Source organism: Variovorax boronicumulans (genome assembly GCF_030812215.1).
GTDB lineage: Bacteria > Pseudomonadota > Gammaproteobacteria > Burkholderiales > Burkholderiaceae_C > Variovorax > Variovorax boronicumulans_C.
On record NZ_JAUSSG010000001.1, the window covers coordinates 854173 to 873876 of the forward strand.

Here is a 19704-nt window from a genome sequence, read left to right on the forward strand (position 1 = left end):
CCGACCTCGAAGTCGGCGTTTTGCTTTGTGCAGAGAGAGAGAAACTCAGAGGCCGATCGCGGCAATGCCCGCCTTGGCAATTTGCGCATCTTCGTTCGACTTCACGCCGCTCACGCCAACAGCGCCGATGACCTGGCCGTCCTTCACGATCGGCACGCCGCCTTCGAGCAGCCCCTGGACCGCGGGCGCCGTCAGGAACGCCGTACGGCCGCCGTTGATGATGTCTTCATAGACCTTGCTCTCGCGCCGGCCCATGGCAGCCGTGTGCGCCTTGGCGGGTGCGATGTGCGACGACAGCGCCGCGGCACCGTCCAGGCGCTGCAGCCAGAGCAGGTTGCCGGCATCATCCGAGATGGCGATGGTCACGGCCCAGTTGTTCTTCAGGGCCTCGGCTTCGGCCGCTGCGGCGATGGCCTTGACGTCGGCGAGTTCGAGGAATGATTTGGTCTTCATGTTGAGCTCAGGTTGCGTAAAAACCCGACAGCATAACGGCCACCTGCCTCGAAACTGCCAGGACGCTTAAGAACAACCTGGATACGGTCTTTCAGGCGCCCTCCTCTTGCAGACACCTAGAATGCGCCCAACTGCGTAGCAGCAACCACAGGAGCTTCGGCCATGAACGACCGCGTCACCACCCTCGACACCTCCACAGGCTACGGCCAGACGTTGCCGCAGGCGGAGCGCCAACGCGTCCTGCGCAACACCTACTGGCTGTTGGCACTGAGCATGCTGCCCACAGTGCTGGGCGCCTGGCTCGGCGTGAGCACCGGCATCACGCGCTCGCTCACCGGCGGGCTCGGCCTGATCGTCTTCCTCGGCGGCGCATTCGGCTTCATGTTCGCCATCGAGAAGACCAAGAACTCGGCCGCCGGCGTGCCGGTGCTGCTGGCCTTCACCTTCTTCATGGGGCTGATGCTCTCGCGCCTGATCGCGATGGTGCTCGGCTTCAAGAACGGCTCCGAACTCGTCATGACGGCTTTCGGCGGCACGGCAGGCGTCTTCTTCGTGATGGCCTCGCTGGCCACCTTCATCAAGCGCGACCTGTCGGGCATGGGCAAGTTCCTGTTCGTCGGCGCGATCGTGCTGATGTTCGGCGCGATCATCAACGTGTTCGTCGGCTCGACCACGGGCATGCTGGTCATCTCGGTGGCCGCCATCGGCATCTTCTCGGCCTACATGCTCTATGACCTGAAGCAGATCATGGACGGCGGCGAAACCAACTACATCACCGCCACGCTGGCCCTGTACCTGGACCTGTTCAACGTGTTCCAGAGCCTGCTGGCGCTGCTGGGCATCTTCGGCGGCGAGCGCGATTGAGCGATTAAGAAAACCGCACCCAAGAACAAAGGGCCCCGAGGGGCCCTTTGTTCATTCCAGGTCGAAGACGGCAATCGACTCGACGTGCGCCGTATGGGGAAACATGTTGACCACCCCCGCGAAGGTGCATCGATACCCCGCTTGATGCACCAGCAAACCGGCATCGCGCGCAAGCGTCGACGGGTTGCAGCTCACGTACACAATGCGCTTTGGCGGCGTCCAGCCATCGGTGCGCAGCTCGGGCTGCTGATGCAGATCGGCCATCGCCTTGGCGAGCGCGAACGCGCCTTCGCGGGGCGGATCGACCAGCCACTTGTCGGCGCTGCCATCGGCCACCAGCATGGCCGGCGTCATCTCGAACAGGTTGCGCGCGACGAACGTGGTCGGCGAAAGCGCGCGCCGAGCACTCGTTGCAGGCTCGTTCTTTCTGAGGTTGTCGGTCGCACGCGCCACCAGCGTGTCGCTACCCTCGATACCCAGCACCTCGCGCGCCCGGCTCGCCAGCGGCAAAGTGAAATTGCCGAGGCCGCAGAACCAGTCGATGACCCGCTCGTCGGACTGCACATCGAGCAGGCGAAGCGCCTTGCCCACCAGCGCACGATTGATGTGCGGATTGACCTGCGTGAAATCGGTGGGCTTGAACGGCATCGTGACGCCGAATTCGGGCAAACGGTAAGCCAGCGGCGTACCGCCCTCTTCCAGCAGCTTCACGGTCTCCGGCCCCTTGGCCTGCAACCACCACTGGACGCCTTCGTTCTGGGCGGCAAACGCCTTCAGCCGGTCGATGTCGGCGCGCGACAGGGGCTCCAGGTGCCGCAGCACCAGGGCGATCGTGCCCAGCGCGGTGGAATCCGGCGCATCGCCGCAAGCCAGTTCGATCTGGGGGCAGGTCTCCCGCGCGTCCATGGAGCCGATCAGTGCACGCAGGGGCATCAGCATCTCGCTGACCTGCTTGGGCAGCACCGGACACACCTGCATGTCGGCGAGGTAGCGGCTCTTGCGCTCGTGAAAGCCGATCAGCACCGTGCCCTTCTTGACCACATAGCGCACCGAAAGGCGCGCACGGTACCGGTAGTGCCATGCGGGGCCCTCGAGCGGACGCAACACGTTTTCGGGGCGCACCTTGCCCAGGTGCCAGAGGTTGTCTTCCAGCGCGCGCTGCTTCACGGCCACCTGCGCGGCGGCGTCCAGGTGCTGCATCTTGCAACCGCCGCAGGCGCCGGTGTGCAGGCCGAAATGCGGGCAGCCCGGGCGCACCCGCTGCGACGACTCGCGCCGGATGTGGGTGACCGTGCCCTGTTCCCAGTTGTTCTTGCGGCGATGAACGTTGAACTGAACTTCCTCGAAAGGCAGTGCGCCTTCGATGAAAACGACCATGCCGTCAGCCTTGTGGGAAACGCCCTGTGCGTCGAGGTCGAGCGACTCGACTTTCAGCCATTCTTCGCCGGGATTCGTGGGGACTTTCTTTTCTTCGATGGATTCCGTCATCCCCCGATTGTCTCAGCGCGGCCGCCTCCGCTTTTTCTCCTGCTAGAACAGCGCGTCCCGCCCGATGCCCGAGCGTGCCAGCTGCCGGCGCATCTTGGCCAACGCCTCGTTCTGGATCTGCCTGACGCGCTCGCGCGTGAGGCCCAGGCGCACGCTCAGCACCTCGAGCGTTTCGGGTTCGCGGTCATGCAGGCCATAGCGCCCCTCCAGCACCTCGCGCTCGCGTGCATCGAGCGCGTGGACCCACTGGTCGAGCAGGCGCTCCACCTCGTGCGCCTGTGTCACGCCGCTCGGATTGCCCTGCTCGTCGTCGGATGCCACGGTGTCGGCGAGCGTGAAGCCCTCCTCCCCGCGCGCATCGCCGGCGTCGAGCGAGCGCGGTGCTTCGGAAAGGGCCAACAGGTCGGCCACCTCCTGCACGTCGCGGCCGAGCAGCGCCGCGATGTCTTCCACGCGCACGCCATCGGGGCGGCGAGCGACAAACTCCGCATCGCCTTCGAGCGCACGGCGGGCGCGCAGCACCTGCTGCAGTTCGCGCACCACGTGCACCGGCAGGCGAATCGCGCGCGCCTGCGTCATGACGGCACGCTCGACCGACTGGCGAATCCACCAGGTCGCATACGTGGAAAAACGAAAGCCGCGCTCGGGCTCGAACTTGGTGATGGCATGCATCAACCCGAGATTGCCCTCTTCGATGAGATCCGACAGCGGCACGCCGCGGCCCAGGTAGCCCTTGGCAATGTTGACCACGAGCCGAAGGTTGTGCTCGATCATCGATTGCCGAGCCGCGAAGTCGCCAGAGCGAGCGGCGCAGGCCGTCTGGAATTCCTCGTCGGGGGTAAACAGCTCGGTGCGCCGGACCTGGCGCAGGTAGATGGTCAGTGCGTCTGCGCCTTCGCCGCCGATCAGCTCGGTCATGGCGCCCCGGGGCAACGCTGCGTTGAGCGCTACAGGGTCAGCTGGAAGGTCCTCGTCGGGCGCGATTTCCTTGTCGCCAGGGGAGCGGCCACCTCTGCCCGCCAGCCCGCGCACGGGCAGCGTGCGACGGGGGCGGGAGGCAGCCATGGCATCACCGGCCGGGCAGGTAGCGTGACGGGTCGACGGGCTTGCCCTGGCGGCGGATCTCGAAATGCAGCTTCACGCGATCGGCGTCGCTGCTGCCCATTTCGGCGATCTTCTGGCCCTTCTGAACCGACTGGTCTTCCTTCACGAGCAGCGTCTGGTTGTGCGCGTACGCCGTGAGGTAGGTGTTGTTGTGCTTCAGGATGATCAGGTTGCCGTAGCCACGAAGGCCCGCGCCCGCATACACCACACGACCGTCGGCCGCGGCCAGCACGGGGTCGCCCGCCTTGCCGCTGATGTCGTAGCCCTTGTTCTTGGCTTCATCGAAGCCAGCGATGAGCGAACCGCTGGCGGGCCAGATCCAGCCGAGGTCTTCGTCGCCCGAACTTCCGCTGCCCGGGCTGGCCGGAGAAGCCGTGACAGGCGCCGCCGGTTTCACCGGCGTGCTTGCGCTGCTCCCCGGAACAGCGGCGATCACTGGGGGTGGCGTCACCGGCTTGGTGACGGCGCCTTCCGAACCCGAGGCTGCAGGAGCGGTTGCAACGGCGGTGCCCGACGGCGGAATCACGCGCAGCACCTGGCCCACTTCGATCAGGTCGGGGTTGTCCAGATTGTTCCAGCGGGCGATGTCCTGCCAGCGTTGTCCGGTTTCGCTGCCGATGCGGCGGATCGTGTCGCCGGGTCGCACGGCGTAGTAGCCCGGCTTGCCGTAGTTCTCGATGCCCTGGAGCGGCTTGCCGTTGGCATCGACCGTGATGGGAGGACCACCTGGCGTGGCACCGGGCGCCCGCGTCATCGTGCCGCGGTCCTCGACGGGCGCCGGCCCGCGCGGTGCGGAGCAGCCCGCGATCACGAGCACAACGGCCAACGTGATGCCCGCGAACAAACTCCGATTGCCAAAACCCTGCATTTGTTATTCCTTCAAGCGATGCCCGATTTTAGGGGGACAAAGTGAACCGCCTCAAGAATGAGACGCTCCAGTCCACGGGCAGTTTTGTCGATGACGACGAGGGCCTGTCCGCCCTTGTCCGAATGGGTCGGCGCGACGATGCGCCCGCCGACCGCGAGTTGTGAAATCCAGGCTTCCGGAACGGCTTCGCCGCCGGCCGCCGCGATGATGCCGGCATAGGGCGCGCCCTTGGCATAGCCGATCATTCCGTCTCCCAGCATCAGGTGCACCGTGGCCAACCGGAAGTGCCTCAGATTGGCCCGGGCGCGTTCATGGAGGCCGCGCAGGCGCTCGATGCTGTACACCTCGGTTGCCACATGGTTCAGCACCGCGGCCTGGTAGCCGCAGCCGGTGCCGATCTCGAGCACGCGGCCAAGGCGGTCCTGGGGCTTGCCGGCCAATGCGGGCGCAGCGAGCAAGAGCTCGATCATTCGGGCCACCACGCTCGGCTTGGAGATCGTTTGCCCCAGGCCGATCGGCAGGCTGGTGTCTTCGTACGCCTGGTTGACCAGCGCGCTGTCGACGAAGCGATGCCGCTCGACAGCCCCCATCGCACGCAGCACGCGCGGATCGGAAATGCCCTGCGCCGCGAGCTTCTGCACCATGCGCGCGCGCACCGCGTCGGAAGCCATCGAAGGCGTGGACGGCACCATCGGCTTGGCCGGCACGGCGGGCATGCGCCCACGCGTGGCTGCCGAAGCGGTGGGTGTCAGGCGAACCGGGAAACTGGGCCGTTGCGTGGCCATGTCAATTGCCGAGACGGGCCACCGTCTCGCGCCATTGCCCCAGGTTGGCGTGGTCGGTCAGGTCGATCTGCAGCGGCGTGAGCGCGATGTGGCCGGCGGCGGTGGCGTGGAAATCGGTGCCTTCGCCGCTGTCCTTGGCGCTGCCCGCGCCGGCGATCCAGTACATCGTCTCGCCGCGCGGGCTGTCCTGCGTGATGACTTTTTCCGCCGCGTGACGCCGGCCGAGGCGGCAGACCTTGACCGGTTTCAGCTCGTCGAACGGCCGGTTCGGCACGTTCACATTGAGCAGGAAGGCGGGGCCGCCGATCATCTTTTCGCGCTCGATCTGCTGCACCAGGCGACGCGCGACTTGCGCTGCCGCATCCACGTGCGCCCAGCCCTTTTCGATCTGCGAGAACGCGATGGCTGGAATGCCGAAGAGGTACGCCTCCATGGCCGCGCCGACGGTGCCTGAATAGATGGTGTCGTCGCCCATGTTGGCGCCGTTGTTGATGCCGGAGACCACGAGGTCGGGCCGGTAGTCGAGCAGGCCCTTGAGCGCGATGTGCACGCAGTCGGCCGGCGTGCCGGTGACATAGCGAAACCCGTTGTGCGCCTTGTGCACGTAGAGCGGTGCAGCCAGCGTCAGCGCGTTCGACTTGGCGCTGTTGTTGTGCTCGGGTGCGACCACCTCGACTTCGGCGATGTCCTTGAGCGCGTCGTGCAGTGCGACGATGCCAGGCGCCTGGAAGCCATCGTCATTGGAAATAAGTATCTTCATGGTGCTTTTGGATGCACCGGATTGTAGGCGTCGGGTGCGTCGCAGCAGGGACAAGGACGCCCTGCCGCGGCACCTATCATGCCCGCAGTCCTTGCCTCAACATTACCCATCCGAAGGAGACCCGAGCATGCACGCATGGCTTTGCGAAAACCCCGTTGGCGTCGACGCGCTCACCTGGAAAGAACTGCCGACACCCACGCCGGGCCCAGGGCAGGTGCTGATCGAGATCAAGGCCGCCAGCCTGAATTTCCCAGACCTGCTGATCGTGCAGAACAAGTACCAGATGAAGCCGCCCCTGCCCTTCGTTCCCGGTTCGGAATACGCGGGCGTCATCCAGGCGGTCGGCGAAGGCGTGACGCACCTGAAGGTGGGCCAGAACGTGGCCTGCCTGTCGGGCACCGGTGGTTTCGGCACCCACACGCTGGCCCCCGCGGCGCTGTGCATGCCGCTGCCCGAGGGCTTCGGCCATGTCGACGCGGCCGCGTTCATCATGATCTACGCCACCTCCTGGCACGCGCTCATGGATCGCGCACAGCTCAAGGCCGGAGAAACCGTGCTGGTGCTCGGCGCAGCGGGGGGCGTGGGAACTGCGGCCATCCAGATTGCAAAGGCCGCCGGCGCCAAGGTGATTGCAGCCGCCTCCACCGACGAGAAATGCGAACTCTGCCGGTCCATTGGTGCCGATGCGACGATCAACTACACGACGCACGCATTGCCAAACGGTTTTCGCGATGCCATCAAGGCCGCCACCGACGGCAAGGGTCCAGATGTCATTTACGACCCTGTGGGCGGCGATTTTGCAGAGCCCGCTTTTCGCTCCATTGGCTGGCGCGGCCGGTATTTGGTGGTGGGTTTTGCGTCGGGTCCCATTCCGTCGCTGCCATTGAATCTCACGCTGTTGAAAGGCGCATCGCTCGTGGGCGTGTTCTGGGGCGATTTCGCCAAGCGTGAACCCAAGGCCAATGCACAGATGATGGCCGAATTGGCGCAGTGGTACGGCCAGGGAAAGATCAAGCCAGTGATCGACAGCACGATGCCGATGGCCGAATTGAAGGCCGCATACGCGCACATGGGTTCGCGCGGCGTCAAAGGAAAACTGGTGATGGTGAACTGAGCAAACCTCGTTTCAGTCGCCCAATAAAAAAGCCCGCTTGCGCGGGCTTTTTTATTGATAAAAGTTCGGCGATTCGCAGCGCTTACTTGATCTCGTAATCAGAAAGCGACTTGCCGGCAGCCAATGCTTCAGTCACCCAACGTGGCTTGCGGCCACGGCCGCCGGACCAGGTTTCGCCGGTCGGGCCGCGGTATTTGGCGGCTGCCTTGGGCGCTGCGGCACCTGCACTGCGCTTGGCGGCTGCACCGCGGCCGCCGAGTTTCAGGTCGGAAGCGGTCAAACCGAATTCCGCGATCTTCTTGCGCAACTCCTCGATCACGCCCGCACGTTCTTGGTTACGAAGGTCTTCAGCCTGCTTCCGCAATTGAGCAATCTGCTCGTCGTGCTTCTTGATCTGGGAATTGATATCGGCGAGTGTCGAAGCCATTGTTGGACTCCTGAAAATTGAAAACGGGTGGATTTTAATTCAGTTTGCATTTGTCACAAGCCCATCCGCATCAGAAAAAATGCCTGTCCAACAGGTTAATGCAACAGCGCGCAACGTAAAGCGAGCTGCTTTGGTTCCGTATATCGAGGAGAACAAGGGAGAGAAGTCGACGGGCAACTGCTGCAACGAACAGGGCGCCGGAAATGACAACGCCGGGTAAACCCGGCGTTGGAATCCCTTGAATGCTATTGCGAAATAGCGACAGGGAGATATTTTTTGGGGTGGCTGATGGGACTCGAACCCACGACGACCAGAATCACAATCTGGGACTCTACCAGCTGAGCTACAGCCACCGCAGAGCCCGCAATTGTAGCGTCAAAAATCGAGGTTTCGGCTCCAGAGGGTCGCAACGTGGTTTGAAATTCACATTCAGCCCGCTGCCAGAGGGCCCGGGGCGCCGGAAGCTTCCTCTATCTTGATGGAACCATCGGATCGCTCGCAGGTGCCGATCAGCAAGCCGCTGGCAACCGCGTGATCGCGCAATTCGCCCAATACCTCGTCGCGCCCTGGCTCTTCGGAAAACACGGGAACGCTGTCGAGCGCGAACAGCTGGAAAGCGTAGCGATGCACGCCGTGGCCGGGCGGCGGGTCCGGCGGAAGCCAGTCAGCCTGCAGGCTCGAATTGCGCCCGACGTGCAAGCCAACGCCTTCCTGGTCGTTACCTGGAATGGCAGCCTCCACCAACCTGTCGTCTTCCGGTCTCAGTCCGACCACGATGGCATGCACCAGCGGATTCGGCGTGGGCGAGTCGGCGTCCTCCACGATCAGCACCAGCGATGCGACGCCCGCAGGCAGCCCCGTCCATTGCAAAGGCGGCGAGACGCCTTCTCCATCGGCCGTGTAGCGCGGAGGTATCGGCGCGTGGTCGGCGAAGGCCACGCTGGTCACCACAATCGACGCCATGCCTTCGCGCAGGCCGAGCGTGTTGAAAACGATGTTGTCTAGGCCGGCGCGTACGCCGTGTAATGCGCGGCCAACGGCTTCGGGTAATTTTTCAAGCATGCATCGGGTATAGCCCGGCATGTACCCGCGCTTTGTAGGACGTCGCAGCGCACTCGCCGGCGACCTTGCGGCAGAAATTCCCGTTCGCGCGCATCGATGCGCATCGCGGGTGAGACCGCTCACATGGCTCCGCTATCATCGATGCGGCCCGCGCAGACGGGCGCGGCTTTTCGCCACTTCCACTTCACCACCAAAGGAATTTCTTCATGAGCATCGTCTGGACTATTCTGATCGGGTTCGTCGTGGGTCTGGTGGCACGCGCCGTCAAGCCAGGCGACGATTCCGCAGGCTTCATCGTCACCACGCTGATCGGCATTGCGGGTTCGCTGATCGTCACCTACGTCGGCCAGGCCATGGGCTGGTACACCGCGGGCCAAGGCGCCGGCTTCATCGCTTCCGTGCTGGGCGCGATCGTGCTGCTGATCCTTTATGGCCTGATCAAGCGCAAGAGCTGATACCCCGCGCGGCCCTGCCGAGGCCGCGCCGAGCGGCCAAGCCGCGAACTTCATGCCCCGCAAGCCACGCGCCAAGCACCACGTCTACGTGGTCGAACTCGACGATCGCGTGTGGAACAGCAGCCGCTTCAGGCGCGCCAACCCCGACTACCAGCTCGGCAAGCCCTTCGTTTACGTGGGCATGACTGGCCTGGACCCCGACATCCGCTTCGACAAACACAAGGCCGGCATCCAGGCCAACAGCTTCGTGCAGGCGTTCGGCGTGCGCCTGCTGCCCGCACTCTACGAGCGCTACAACCCAATGCCCTACGACGATGCGCGCCTGATGGAGGTCGACCTCGGCATCGCTTTGCGCAAGGCCGGCTACGGCGTCTGGCAGGCCTGAGGCGCGGTGCCGATCACGAGTAGGTGATCCAGTCCTCGTACGTCGGCCCGTCCAGATGCGGCAGCGTGTTGTAGGTCACCAGCATGTGGCGCTTCGGCGTGAACGCGAACTCCGTCACCGAGGTGTTGCGGATGCGCAGGTTGAGTTCGATGGTGGTCTCAGCGCTCGTGCCCAGCACGTGGCCGACCGCGGTGCTGATCGGCCCTCCGCTCGACACCACCAGCACCTTCGCGCCGTGATGCCGGTCGCGCACATGATCAAGCGCAGTTGTCACTCCCGCGAGAAAGTCGACATAGCTCGGCATTCCGACCGGCGCTGCCTTGCCCTGCATCCAGGCGCCCAGGCCTTGGCGCAACAGGCGGAAGTGATGACGGTACATCTCGGGCGAATCCGGCTTCTCGAGCTTGCCTTCGTGGATCGTGGCGATGACAGCTTCGCTGTCGTATTCGTTGAGACCGGGCCACGGCAGCACGTCATCGCGTTCCAGTCCCAGGCCTTTGGCAATGCCTTCCCATGTCTGGCGATGCCGCTTCAAGGTGCCGGTGATGACGGCATCGAATGTCATGCCGCGCTCGCGCCAGTACGCCCCCAGGCGCACGGACTGCCGATGCCCGAGTTCGCTCAGGTTGTCATAGTCGGCAGCGCCGAAACTGGCTTGCCCATGGCGCACGAGGTAGAGGGTTCCCATGCGCCGGATTCTGGCAAGAAGCGCAGGCCGCGCTTGTCCCACGTGCGACCAAAAAAAAGCCCGGGTCATCGACCCGGGCGTTCGTTTTGCGCAGCAGCCTCGCTTCAGCGCGCGGATGCAACAGGCAGCGTGTCCGCCGGCTTCGGCACGAGGATCTCGGCCTTGAAGCGTTCCTTCAACAACTTGTAGTAGGCATCGGCCTCGGCTGCTGTCACCGACTGGCCGACCTGCGCGCTCTCTTGCTGCGCCTGCTCGGGCGACGGCGGCGTGCGCGGAACCACCTTGGTCACACGCACCACCGCGTAGCCTTGCGTGCCCAGGTCCACGCCCATCAGCGAAGGCAGCTTGGCTGCATCGGCACGGAGCGCTGCGTCGATCACGGGCATGGGTTGCGACTGCACATCGATGCGCGAGACGGTGACCGGGGCAGCGAAAGTCGCTCCGTCCGCCTTGGCGGTCCAGGCCGCGAGCTTGGCTTCGCCTTCGGTCTTGGCCAGCACGGCCGCACGCTCGGTGACGAGCTGCGCGCGGATCTTGTCCTTGACCTCGGCCAGCGGGATCGGATGCGCAGGCGTGTACTGCGTCACGCGACCCGAGGCGAGTTGGCTCGAGCCGACTTCGATCGCCTCGGTGTTCTGCTTGCGCTCGAGCGAGTCGCCGGCGTACAGCGCGCTCAGGAAGTTGCGGCTGGCCAGCGGACCCTTGGCGTCCGGCGCGGGCACGCGCGGGACATTGGTCGCGGTCTGGATCGTGAGCTTGAGCTTTTCCGCTGCGGGCTTGAGGCTGTCGGGCTGCTGGTACACCGCATCGGTGAACACCTCGGCGGCCTTCGCGAATTCCTGCGCGGCCTGTGCGGCGCGGACTTCGCTTTCGATGGTGGCGCGAACCTGCTCGAAGGGCGGCACCACCGCCGGCTTGATGTCGACGAGATGAATGATGTGATAGCCGAACTCGGTTTCGACGATGCCGCTGATCTCGCCCTTCTTCAGCGCGAACATCGCGTCTTCGAACGGCTTGACCATCGCGCCCCTGGTGACGAAATCGAGGTCGCCGCCCTTCTCGGCCGAGCCCGGGTCCTGCGAGTTCTTGCGTGCCACGTCGGCGAAGGTGTTCGGTGCCTTTTTCACGTCGGCGAGCAGCTGCTCGGCCTTGGCTTTCGCCTTTTCGCGGTCGGCGGCGGACATGCTGGCCGGCGCGGTGATCAGGATGTGGCTGGCGCGGCGCTCTTCCTTCGTGCCGAAGCGCGCGGTGTTCTGTTCGTAGTAGGTCTTGAGATCGGCTTCGCTGACGACGACGTTCTTCTTGGCCGCATCGAGGTCGAGCACCAGGTATTCGATGTTGGCCTGCTCGGGAGCCTGGAACTGCGAGGCGTGGTCCTTGTAATAGGCCTCGATGTCGGCATCGCTCACGGTTACCTTCGAGGCGAAGTTCTCGGGCGCGAAGCGCGCCACCTGGATCTCGCGGCGGTCGTAGAAGGCATTGACCGTGGCGGCCACCAGCGCGGGCGGCGTGAGAGCCGTGCCCGACACGCCGAGCAGCACCTGTTGCGTGGACATGTCGGCGCGCACCTGCGCTTCGTACTGCTCGGGGGTGCGACCGGTCACGCGGAGGAAGGTCTCGCGGTCGAACTTGCCGTCGGGGGTGCGGAAGGACGCGAGGCCCGGGTCCTGCGCGAAGATGCGCGAGAGGCGATCTTCGGAGACGGTCATGTTCGCCTTGGCGGCGGCTGCGGCCAGCACGCGGTCGCGCACCATGCGCTCCAGCGTGGCGTAGCGCAAGGCGTCCGAGTCGAGCACCGTCGGATCGACGTTGGGCGACTGCTGTCGGATGCGGTCCGTCTCGTTGCGATGCTGCGCATCCCACTCGGGCTTCGTGATGTCGTGGCCATCGATGCGGGCCACCTTCTCGTCACTGCTGAAGCCCTGGTAACGCTCAACACCGAAGAGCACGAACGAGGGAATGATCAGCAAGAACAAGAAAATCATGACGATCTTGTTGTACTTGCGGAAGAAATCAAACATGCTTGAACACTCTTTTTCGACGGATGTCGGACGGCAATAAAAAAGGCGAACTGGTGTTCGCCTTTGCATCTGGGTGGTGGTGGGTGCTGAGGGGCTCGAACCCCCGACCTACGCCTTGTAAGGGCGCCGCTCTACCAACTGAGCTAAGCACCCCACCGGAATACTCTCCGAGTCTAGTCTCAGTTCAGCGCGTCTTTCAGCGCCTTGCCCGGACGGAACTTCGGAATCTTGGCTGCCTTGATTTTAATCGCGTCGCCGGTGCGGGGATTCCGGCCGGTGCGGGCGGCCCGTTTGCCTACTGCGAAAGTGCCGAAACCGACGAGCGAAACGGAGCCGCCCTTTTTGAGCGTGGTACGAATGGCGCCGATGGTGGATTCGAGCGCGCGGGTGGCAGCTGCTTTGGAAATATCGGCGTTCTTTGCGATGTGCTCAATCAGTTCGGTCTTGTTCACAAGGGCCCCTTGTAGAGAAAAAGTTGGTCGGCTTTCGTCAGCTGCGACCTGGCCGCGACGGGTGCGACTCAAGAGCTTGGCAGGCCTGACGCCTCGGCAGCGCACTGCCAGCGAGGATTACAACCACTGCCCTGCAGGGTGTCAATAAGACACGAGGCCATGCAAAACAGCGGAGCGCGCGATTTTAGGGGCGTTTCGTCGCGCACTTTCCCGCACGTTTCGTGAAGTACTTTTCAAAGCGCTTCAGCGATCGCTTTTCCGAGGTCGCTGGTGCTGGCGGTGCCGCCGATATCCGGTGTACGCGGTGCTCCGCTTTGGGGCGCGAGCACCCTCTCGATGGTCGACAGGATCGCGTCGTGCGCTTCCTTGTGGCCGAGGAACTCCAGCATCATCGCGCCGCACCAGATCTGACCGATCGGATTCGCAATGCCCTTGCCCGCGATGTCGGGCGCCGAACCGTGCACCGGTTCGAACAGCGACGGCGTGGTGCGCTCGGGGTTGAGGTTGGCGCTCGGCGCGATGCCGATGGTGCCCGTGCAGGCGGGCCCGAGGTCCGAGAGGATGTCGCCGAAGAGATTGCTCGCCACCACCACGTCGAAGAAGTCGGGACGCTGCACGAAGTGCGCGGTGAGGATGTCGATGTGGAACTTGTCCAGCTTCACGCCGGCGTAGTTCTTCGCCATCTCGGCCACGCGCTCGTCCCAGTAGGGCATGGTGATCGAGATGCCGTTCGACTTGGTGGCACTCGTGAGGTGCTTCTTCGGCCGCGACTGCGCGAGTTCGAACGCGAACTTGAGCACGCGGTCCACGCCCACGCGCGACATCACGGTTTCCTGCACCACGATCTCGCGCGGCGTGCCTTCGTACATGCGCCCGCCGATGCTGGAGTACTCGCCCTCGGTGTTCTCCCGCACGATGTACATATCGATCTCGCCAGGCTGGCGCGGCGTGCCGTCGCGGCGCACCACGGGCGCGATGATGCCGGGCATGAGGCGCGCGGGGCGCAGGTTGATGTACTGGTCGAACTCGCGGCGGAACAGGAGCAGCGAGCCCCAGAGCGACACGTGGTCTGGAATTTTCTCGGGCCAGCCGACCGCGCCGAAGAAGATCGCATCGTGGCCGCCGATCTGGTCCTTCCAGTTGTCGGGCAGCATCTTGCCGTGCTTCTCGCAGTAGTCCCAGCTGGAGAAATCGAAGTGGTCGAACTTCAGGTCGATGCCGAACTTGCGCGCCGCCGCATCGACCACGCGCAGGCCCTCGGGCATGGTCTCCTTGCCGATGCCGTCGCCGGCGATGACTGCGATTCTGTGGGTGCTCATGGGTTGGCTCCTGCTTGTTGGATGGGTGAAAAGAATGCGAGCGCCTCGGCAAGCAATTCGGCCGGGGCTTCTTCGGGAACGTAGTGGCCGCACGGCAGTGCGCGGCCCGAGATGTCATTGGCGCACGCGCGCCACAGCGCGAGCACATCGAAGCACTTGCCCACCGCGCCATGCTCGCCCCACAACACCCGCAGCGGCTGCGCGAGCTTGCGGCCTGCGGCGAGGTCCGCGCGGTCGTGCACGAGATCGATGGTGGCGGAGGCGCGGTAGTCCTCGCAGATGGATTCGGCCGTGCCGGGGATGCCGGCGCATCGCTCGTACTCGGCCAGCACCTCGGGCGCGAAAGGCGCAAGGCCTGCGTGCCGACCGCCCATCACGCTGCGCACATAGCGCACGGGGTCGGAAGCGATCAGCGCCTCGGGCAACGGCGGCGGCTGGATCAAGAAGAACCAGTGCCAGTAAGCCTTCGCGAAGGCCTCCGAGGTGTTCTCGTACATCGCAAGCGTGGGGGCGATGTCGAGCAGCAGCATGCGCTCGACCGCCGACGGATGGTCCGCCGCCAGCCGGTGCGCCACGCGCGCGCCGCGGTCGTGCGCCAGCACGCCGAAGCGTTCGAAACCGTGGTGCCGCATGGCGGCGAGCGCATCGAGCGCCATCTCGCGCTTGCTGTAAGCCGCGTGCCCGGCATCGGCCGCCGGCCGGCCCGAATCGCCGTAGCCGCGCAGGTCCATCGCAATCACAGTGAACCGCTCGGCCAGCTGCGGTGCCACGCGATGCCATATCGCATGCGTTTGCGGATGGCCGTGCAGCAACAGCAGCGGGGCGCCCTTGCCACCGATGCGGCCATGGATGCGCACGCCGTTGCGCTCGATATCGAAGGTGGGGAATGTGAGGAAGGAGGCAGTCACGGGAACGATTGTGCGTTGCGCCCCAGCGACCATCAAGCAACAATCAGCCAATTCATACTTTCCTGATTGGCATGAATTCTTCCTCGCTGGATCGCGGCGATCTCGAGCTGGTGCTGGCCATTCGCGACCAGGGCAGCCTCGCCGGCGCGGCCGCCACGCTCGACGTCGTGCCCTCTGTCATCACCAAGCGGCTCGGGGCGCTCGAGGGCCGGCTGGGTCAACGTCTGTTCGATCGCACCACGCGCCGGCTCAACGTCACCGCAGAAGGCGAGGCGGTGTGCCTGCATGCCCGCGCGCTGCTCGAAGGTTTTGCAGCACTCGAAAGCGAGCTGGGCGAACGGCAGAACGAGCTCGTCGGCACGATCCGGCTCGCCGCCACCTTCGGGTTCGGACGACGCTGGCTAGGGCCGGCACTGGCCGCCTTCCAGGCGCGGCACCCCGCGCTGCAGATCGAATTGCTGCTGACCGAGCAACTGCCCAACCTCGGCGCCGAAGGCTACGACGGTGCGCTCTGGCTGTGGGCCGTGCAGCAGCACCGCGCGGCCGACTGGGTCACCCGCCGCATCGCGCGCAACCAGCGCGTGCTGGCAGCAGCGCCCTCGTACATCGCGCAGCACGGCATGCCGGCCACGGTCGACGCGCTGACCTCGCACGCCTGCCTGGTCGCGCGCGAGAACGGCGAGGTCAACCAGCGCCAGTTCGCGCTGTGGACGCTGCGCCATGCACGCGACGGCAGCACCGCGCGCGTTCGCGTGCAAGGGCCGCTCGCGAGCAATTCGGGAGAGATGGTGCGCGACTGGTGCATGGCGGGCCACGGCATCATGCTGCGCAGCCTCTGGGACATCGCGCCGCAACTGGCCAGCGGCGAACTGGTGCGGGTGCTGCCGCAGTACACGATGCCCGATGCCGACATCCACTGGGTAGCGCCCTGGCGGCCGAAGACGCCGCGCCGCGTGCGCCTCCTGCTCGATCACCTGGCGGAGCAGTTCCGCGGGGAGCCGTGGAAGCCGGCGAAGACGGGCGCGCGCTGAGGTTCAGCGCTCGCTGCGCACCACCAGGCTCACACCGACCGCCGTGAGCCCGATGCCCAGCAGCGTCACGAGCGTGATCGGCTCCGCGAACAGCAGCCACGCCATCACCGCCGTGCATGGCGGCACCAGGTACAGCAGGCTGGTCACAGCCGTGGCCGTGCCGCGCTGGATCAGCATGTAGAGCAGCGAGCTGCCGCCCAGCGACAGCGCCAGCACCGACCAGGCCATCGCGCCGATCGAGTGCGCATTCCATCCGATGCCCTGCGTTTCCATCGCGGCGAAGGGCAAAGTCACCAGCAGCGCCGCCGCCATCTGCACCGCGCTCGCGCTTCGCACATCGCACGGTGCAACGAAGCGCTTCTGGTACAGCGTGCCGGCCGTGATCGAAAGAAGCGCAAAGACCGCGAGCGCCATCGTCAACGCGTTGACTTCGGCGCCCTGCCCGAACTTGCGTGAGACCACGAGCACAAGGCCCGCGAAGCCCAGAACGAGGCCAGCCCACTGCCGCTTCGAGATGTGCCCGCCATTGAACGAAAGCCAGACGGCGGTGAGCACCGGCTGAATGCCGACCAGCAGCGCCACGAGCCCCGCGCCCATGCCCGCATGCACAGCCGCCCAGACGCCACCCAGATAACCCGCCTGCATCAGCACGCCCGTGACTGCGAGGTGCCCCCACTGCGCACGCTCCTTCGGCCAGGCGACCTTCGCGAGCGCGACCCAGATGCCGAAGCACAGGAGCGACAGCGCGTACCGCACAGCGAGGAACTTGAGAGGCGGCGCATAGGGCATGCCATAGCGCGCAACGATGAAGCCGGTGCTCCAGATCAGCACGAAGACCGCCGGCATGGCCCGCAGCCACCCCGAGCCGCCCGGACCGGGTGCGGTGGCCGCCGCCGTCATTTGGAGTGCGCCCGGATCTCCGGAATGGCCTTCTGCAGGTAATAGACCATCGACCAGACGGTGAGCACCGCCGAGATCCAGATCAGCCACTGGCCCCAGAGGCCGGTGTCGATCACCTTGAAAAGTTGCCCGTCATAGAGCAGGAAGGGAATCGCGACCATCTGCACGGTCGTCTTGACTTTGCCGATCATGTGGACCGCCACGCTCTTGCCGGCGCCGATGCGCGCCATCCATTCGCGCAGCGCCGAGATGGCGATCTCGCGGCCGATGATGATGAGCGCCACGAACACGTCGGCGCGCTGCAGGTGCACCAGCACCAGCAGCGCGGCGCATACAAGGAACTTGTCCGCCACCGGATCGAGGAAGGCGCCGAAGGCAGAGGTCTGGTTGAGCTTGCGCGCCAGGTAGCCGTCGAGCCAGTCGGTGGCCGCGAAGACGATGAACATGACCGTGGCGATCAGGTTGCGCATCGGCTCGGCCATCGGCAGGTAGAACACGCCGACGATCAAAGGGATCGCGACGATGCGCGTCCAGGTCATGATGGTCGGTAGGGTCCAGAACATGCGGGCGATTGTGTCATGGCGGAGTGGCCCTGGCGGTTGGCCCGTCTCTTCGTGCCTGCCTCAGTGCAGGGCTCTGTAGATTTCCTCTGCAAGGTCGGTGGCGATGCCCTCCACCGAGGCGATGTCCTCCACGCTTGCCGCGGCCACGCCGCGGATGCCGCCGAAGCGCTGCAGCAGGCGTGCCCGGCGCTTCGGCCCGATGCCCGGAATGTCTTCCAGCTGGCTGCCGCCCACCCGCACCTTCGCGCGCTTGGCCCGCATGCCGGTGATGGCGAAGCGGTGCGCTTCGTCGCGAATCTGCGCCACCAGCATGAGCGCCGCGGAGTCCTTGCCCAGATAGACCTTCTCGCGGCCGTCGGCGAACACGAGCTCTTCAAGGCCGACCTTGCGGCCCTCGCCCTTCTCGACGCCGACGATCAACGACAGCGGCAGGCCCAGCTCGCTGAACACCTCGCGTGCCATCGACACCTGGCCCTTTCCGCCATCGACCAGCACCAGCTCGGGCATGCGGGCGGTGCGCGTCTTGGGCGATGCCTCGCTGCCCTCGACGCCTTCGCTCTCTGCGTCGCCAGGCGGCAGCGCCTCGGTCTCGGCCGCCATCGCCTCGGCCAGCTTGCCGTAGCGGCGGTGCAGCACCTGGCGCATAGCGGCGTAGTCGTCGCCCGGCGTGATGCCTTCGATGTTGTAGCGGCGGTATTCCTTGTTCTGCATCGTGTGGTGCTCGAACACCACGCACGAGGCCTGCGTGGCTTCACCCGCGGTGTGCGAGATGTCGAAGCATTCGACGCGGAAGTTGTCCAGGTCGTCCGGCGCGAGCTCGAGCGCATCGGCCAGCGCGCGGGTGCGCGCCTGCTGCGAACCCTCTTCGGCGAGCAGGCGGGCCAGTTGCAGGCCGGCATTCGTCTCTGCCATCTCGAGCCAGTGGCGGCGCTGCTCGCGCGGCTGAAACACCGCCGTCACGCGCCCGCCGGCCTGCTGCGAGATCGCCTCGATCAGCTCGCGGCTCACAAGATGGCTCAGCACCAGCGTGGCGGGCACCGGCACGTCGATGTAGTGCTGGGCGATGAAGGCTTCGAGCACCTGCACCTCGATGGGGTCGGCGGCCACGGGCGCCGCGCCCTCTTCCACATCGTCCATCTCGCCGTGGTGGATCTGCGCGGCGTCTTCCACATGCACCGGAAAGTAGGGCCGGTCGCCCAGGTGCCGTCCGCCGCGCACCATCGCAAGGTTGACGCAGGCCTTGCCGCCTTGCACCTTGACCGCGAGGATGTCCACGTCCTTGTCCGACGCGATCTCGATCGATTGCTGATGCAGCACCCGCGAGATCGCCGACATCTGGTTGCGCAGCTCGGCCGCCTGCTCGAACTCGAGCTTCTCGGCGTGCGTGGTCATGCGCTGCTCCAGCTTGGAGAGCACGAGCTGGGTGTCGCCCATCAGGAAGGCCTCGGCGCTGGCCACGTCCTGCGCATAAGCCTCGGGCGTGATGTAGCCAACGCAGGGGCCGGTGCAGCGCTTGATCTGGTAGAGGAGGCACGGCCGCGTGCGGTTGGCGTACACCGTGTCCTCGCAGGTGCGCAGCTTGAACACCTTCTGCAGCAGCTGGATCGACTCTTTCACTGCCCAGGCGCTCGGGTACGGACCGAAGTAGCGGTGCTTCTTGTCGACCGCCCCGCGGTAGTAGGCGAGCCTCGGAAATGCGTGCGACGCGATCTTCAGGTAGGGGTAGCTCTTGTCGTCGCGAAACAGGATGTTGTAGCGCGGCTTGAGCGTCTTGATGAGGTTGTTCTCGAGCAGCAGCGCCTCGGCTTCGGAGCGCACCACGGTGGTCTCCATGCGCACGATCTTCGAGATCATGTGGCCGATGCGGGTGCCGCCATGGCTCTTCTGGAAGTAGTTGGCGACCCGCTTCTTGAGGTTGCGCGCCTTGCCCACGTAGAGCACCGCGCCGGCTGCGTCGAAGTAGCGGTACACGCCCGGAAGTTGCGGCAGCGCCGCGACCTCGCTAAGCAATTGATCGGAATGCACGTCTGACATGGCGGCTATTGTGGCTTCACGCG

At 65.2% G+C, this 19704-nt stretch carries 21 protein-coding genes and 2 tRNA genes; 5 read left to right on the forward strand and 18 right to left on the reverse strand.

Features of this window, described 5'->3' with window-relative positions:
- Positions 1 to 45 precede the first annotated feature (45 nt).
- Positions 46 to 453 (reverse strand): GlcG/HbpS family heme-binding protein, encoded by a 408-nt coding sequence (locus J2W23_RS04010; RefSeq protein WP_013540499.1) that lies wholly within the window; start codon positions 451 to 453, stop codon positions 46 to 48.
- Between the two features lie 162 nt (positions 454 to 615).
- Between J2W23_RS04010 and J2W23_RS04015 the strand changes: the two genes are divergently transcribed.
- Positions 616 to 1317: a Bax inhibitor-1/YccA family protein gene (locus tag J2W23_RS04015; RefSeq protein WP_307647756.1), complete on the forward strand. Its 702-nt coding sequence runs from the start codon at positions 616 to 618 to the stop codon at positions 1315 to 1317.
- Positions 1318 to 1368: 51 nt separating this feature from the next.
- Here J2W23_RS04015 and rlmD read toward each other — a convergent pair whose 3' ends face one another.
- The 5 genes from rlmD to surE are packed head-to-tail and all read right to left on the reverse strand — an operon-like array spanning position 1369 to position 6322.
- A complete protein-coding gene (gene rlmD / locus J2W23_RS04020) occupies positions 1369 to 2805 on the reverse strand; it encodes a 23S rRNA (uracil(1939)-C(5))-methyltransferase RlmD (RefSeq protein ID WP_307647757.1) in 1437 nt (478 codons plus the stop codon).
- Between the two features lie 42 nt (positions 2806 to 2847).
- Positions 2848 to 3870, reverse strand: coding sequence for a sigma-70 family RNA polymerase sigma factor (locus J2W23_RS04025; RefSeq protein WP_176658478.1), 1023 nt, complete (start codon positions 3868 to 3870; stop codon positions 2848 to 2850).
- Positions 3871 to 3874: 4 nt separating this feature from the next.
- On the reverse strand, positions 3875 to 4777 hold the full coding sequence (locus J2W23_RS04030; protein WP_176658479.1) for a peptidoglycan DD-metalloendopeptidase family protein: 903 nt from the start codon (positions 4775 to 4777) through the stop codon (positions 3875 to 3877).
- A gap of 11 nt (positions 4778 to 4788) precedes the next feature.
- Positions 4789 to 5562 (reverse strand): protein-L-isoaspartate(D-aspartate) O-methyltransferase, encoded by a 774-nt coding sequence (locus J2W23_RS04035; protein ID WP_176658480.1) that lies wholly within the window; start codon positions 5560 to 5562, stop codon positions 4789 to 4791.
- 1 nt (position 5563) lies between these two features.
- Entirely contained in the window at positions 5564 to 6322 is a 759-nt protein-coding gene (gene surE, locus J2W23_RS04040) for a 5'/3'-nucleotidase SurE (RefSeq protein ID WP_176658481.1), read from the reverse strand.
- Between the two features lie 127 nt (positions 6323 to 6449).
- Between surE and J2W23_RS04045 the strand changes: the two genes are divergently transcribed.
- A complete protein-coding gene (locus J2W23_RS04045; RefSeq protein WP_093203395.1) occupies positions 6450 to 7436 on the forward strand; it encodes an NADPH:quinone oxidoreductase family protein in 987 nt (328 codons plus the stop codon).
- Positions 7437 to 7518: 82 nt separating this feature from the next.
- On the opposite strand, the gene J2W23_RS04050 is transcribed toward J2W23_RS04045, so the two are convergent.
- The 3 genes from J2W23_RS04050 to J2W23_RS04060 all read right to left on the reverse strand — a co-directional run bounded on the left by J2W23_RS04050 (position 7519) and on the right by J2W23_RS04060 (position 8946).
- On the reverse strand, positions 7519 to 7863 hold the full coding sequence (locus J2W23_RS04050; RefSeq protein WP_176658482.1) for an H-NS histone family protein: 345 nt from the start codon (positions 7861 to 7863) through the stop codon (positions 7519 to 7521).
- 277 nt (positions 7864 to 8140) lie between these two features.
- Positions 8141 to 8216, reverse strand: a tRNA-His gene (locus J2W23_RS04055).
- A 76-nt stretch (positions 8217 to 8292) separates the two neighbouring features.
- Complete coding sequence (locus tag J2W23_RS04060) at positions 8293 to 8946, reverse strand: YbhB/YbcL family Raf kinase inhibitor-like protein (RefSeq protein WP_307647758.1); 654 nt, start codon at positions 8944 to 8946, stop codon at positions 8293 to 8295.
- A gap of 185 nt (positions 8947 to 9131) precedes the next feature.
- Between J2W23_RS04060 and J2W23_RS04065 the strand changes: the two genes are divergently transcribed.
- Both J2W23_RS04065 and J2W23_RS04070 read left to right on the forward strand, forming a co-directional pair.
- On the forward strand, positions 9132 to 9380 hold the full coding sequence (locus J2W23_RS04065; protein WP_013540415.1) for a GlsB/YeaQ/YmgE family stress response membrane protein: 249 nt from the start codon (positions 9132 to 9134) through the stop codon (positions 9378 to 9380).
- A gap of 52 nt (positions 9381 to 9432) precedes the next feature.
- A complete protein-coding gene (locus J2W23_RS04070; protein WP_176658484.1) occupies positions 9433 to 9765 on the forward strand; it encodes a hypothetical protein in 333 nt (110 codons plus the stop codon).
- A gap of 13 nt (positions 9766 to 9778) precedes the next feature.
- On the opposite strand, the gene J2W23_RS04075 is transcribed toward J2W23_RS04070, so the two are convergent.
- From J2W23_RS04075 to J2W23_RS04100, 6 genes are all read right to left on the reverse strand, one after another.
- Positions 9779 to 10453 carry a histidine phosphatase family protein gene (locus tag J2W23_RS04075; protein ID WP_307647759.1) on the reverse strand — a complete coding sequence of 225 codons (675 nt, stop codon included), beginning with the start codon at positions 10451 to 10453 and terminating at the stop codon, positions 9779 to 9781.
- A gap of 104 nt (positions 10454 to 10557) precedes the next feature.
- A complete protein-coding gene (locus tag J2W23_RS04080) occupies positions 10558 to 12474 on the reverse strand; it encodes a SurA N-terminal domain-containing protein (RefSeq protein ID WP_176658486.1) in 1917 nt (638 codons plus the stop codon).
- A gap of 77 nt (positions 12475 to 12551) precedes the next feature.
- Positions 12552 to 12627 (reverse strand) — tRNA-Val (locus tag J2W23_RS04085).
- Between the two features lie 26 nt (positions 12628 to 12653).
- Positions 12654 to 12926 carry an HU family DNA-binding protein gene (locus J2W23_RS04090; RefSeq protein ID WP_007830705.1) on the reverse strand — a complete coding sequence of 91 codons (273 nt, stop codon included), beginning with the start codon at positions 12924 to 12926 and terminating at the stop codon, positions 12654 to 12656.
- 233 nt (positions 12927 to 13159) lie between these two features.
- Positions 13160 to 14245: a tartrate dehydrogenase gene (locus tag J2W23_RS04095; RefSeq protein WP_307647760.1), complete on the reverse strand. Its 1086-nt coding sequence runs from the start codon at positions 14243 to 14245 to the stop codon at positions 13160 to 13162.
- The gene (locus J2W23_RS04100; RefSeq protein WP_307647761.1) at positions 14242 to 15153 is read right to left on the reverse strand and encodes an alpha/beta fold hydrolase; all 912 of its coding nucleotides are present in this window, start codon (positions 15151 to 15153) and stop codon (positions 14242 to 14244) included. Before J2W23_RS04100 ends, J2W23_RS04095 begins: the two co-directional genes overlap by 4 nt.
- 71 nt (positions 15154 to 15224) lie before the next feature.
- Between J2W23_RS04100 and J2W23_RS04105 the strand changes: the two genes are divergently transcribed.
- Positions 15225 to 16184 carry a LysR substrate-binding domain-containing protein gene (locus tag J2W23_RS04105; protein WP_307647762.1) on the forward strand — a complete coding sequence of 320 codons (960 nt, stop codon included), beginning with the start codon at positions 15225 to 15227 and terminating at the stop codon, positions 16182 to 16184.
- Positions 16185 to 16187: 3 nt separating this feature from the next.
- Here J2W23_RS04105 and J2W23_RS04110 read toward each other — a convergent pair whose 3' ends face one another.
- From J2W23_RS04110 to uvrC, 3 genes are read right to left on the reverse strand one after another with little or no spacing between them, the layout of a single operon-like run.
- A complete protein-coding gene (locus tag J2W23_RS04110) occupies positions 16188 to 17084 on the reverse strand; it encodes a DMT family transporter (RefSeq protein ID WP_307647763.1) in 897 nt (298 codons plus the stop codon).
- Entirely contained in the window at positions 17081 to 17647 is a 567-nt protein-coding gene (gene pgsA, locus J2W23_RS04115; protein ID WP_176658491.1) for a CDP-diacylglycerol--glycerol-3-phosphate 3-phosphatidyltransferase, read from the reverse strand. The genes J2W23_RS04110 and pgsA overlap by 4 nt, the downstream gene beginning before the upstream one ends.
- 60 nt (positions 17648 to 17707) lie before the next feature.
- The gene (gene uvrC, locus J2W23_RS04120; protein WP_176658492.1) at positions 17708 to 19681 is read right to left on the reverse strand and encodes an excinuclease ABC subunit UvrC; all 1974 of its coding nucleotides are present in this window, start codon (positions 19679 to 19681) and stop codon (positions 17708 to 17710) included.
- Between the last annotated feature and the right edge of the window lie 23 nt (positions 19682 to 19704).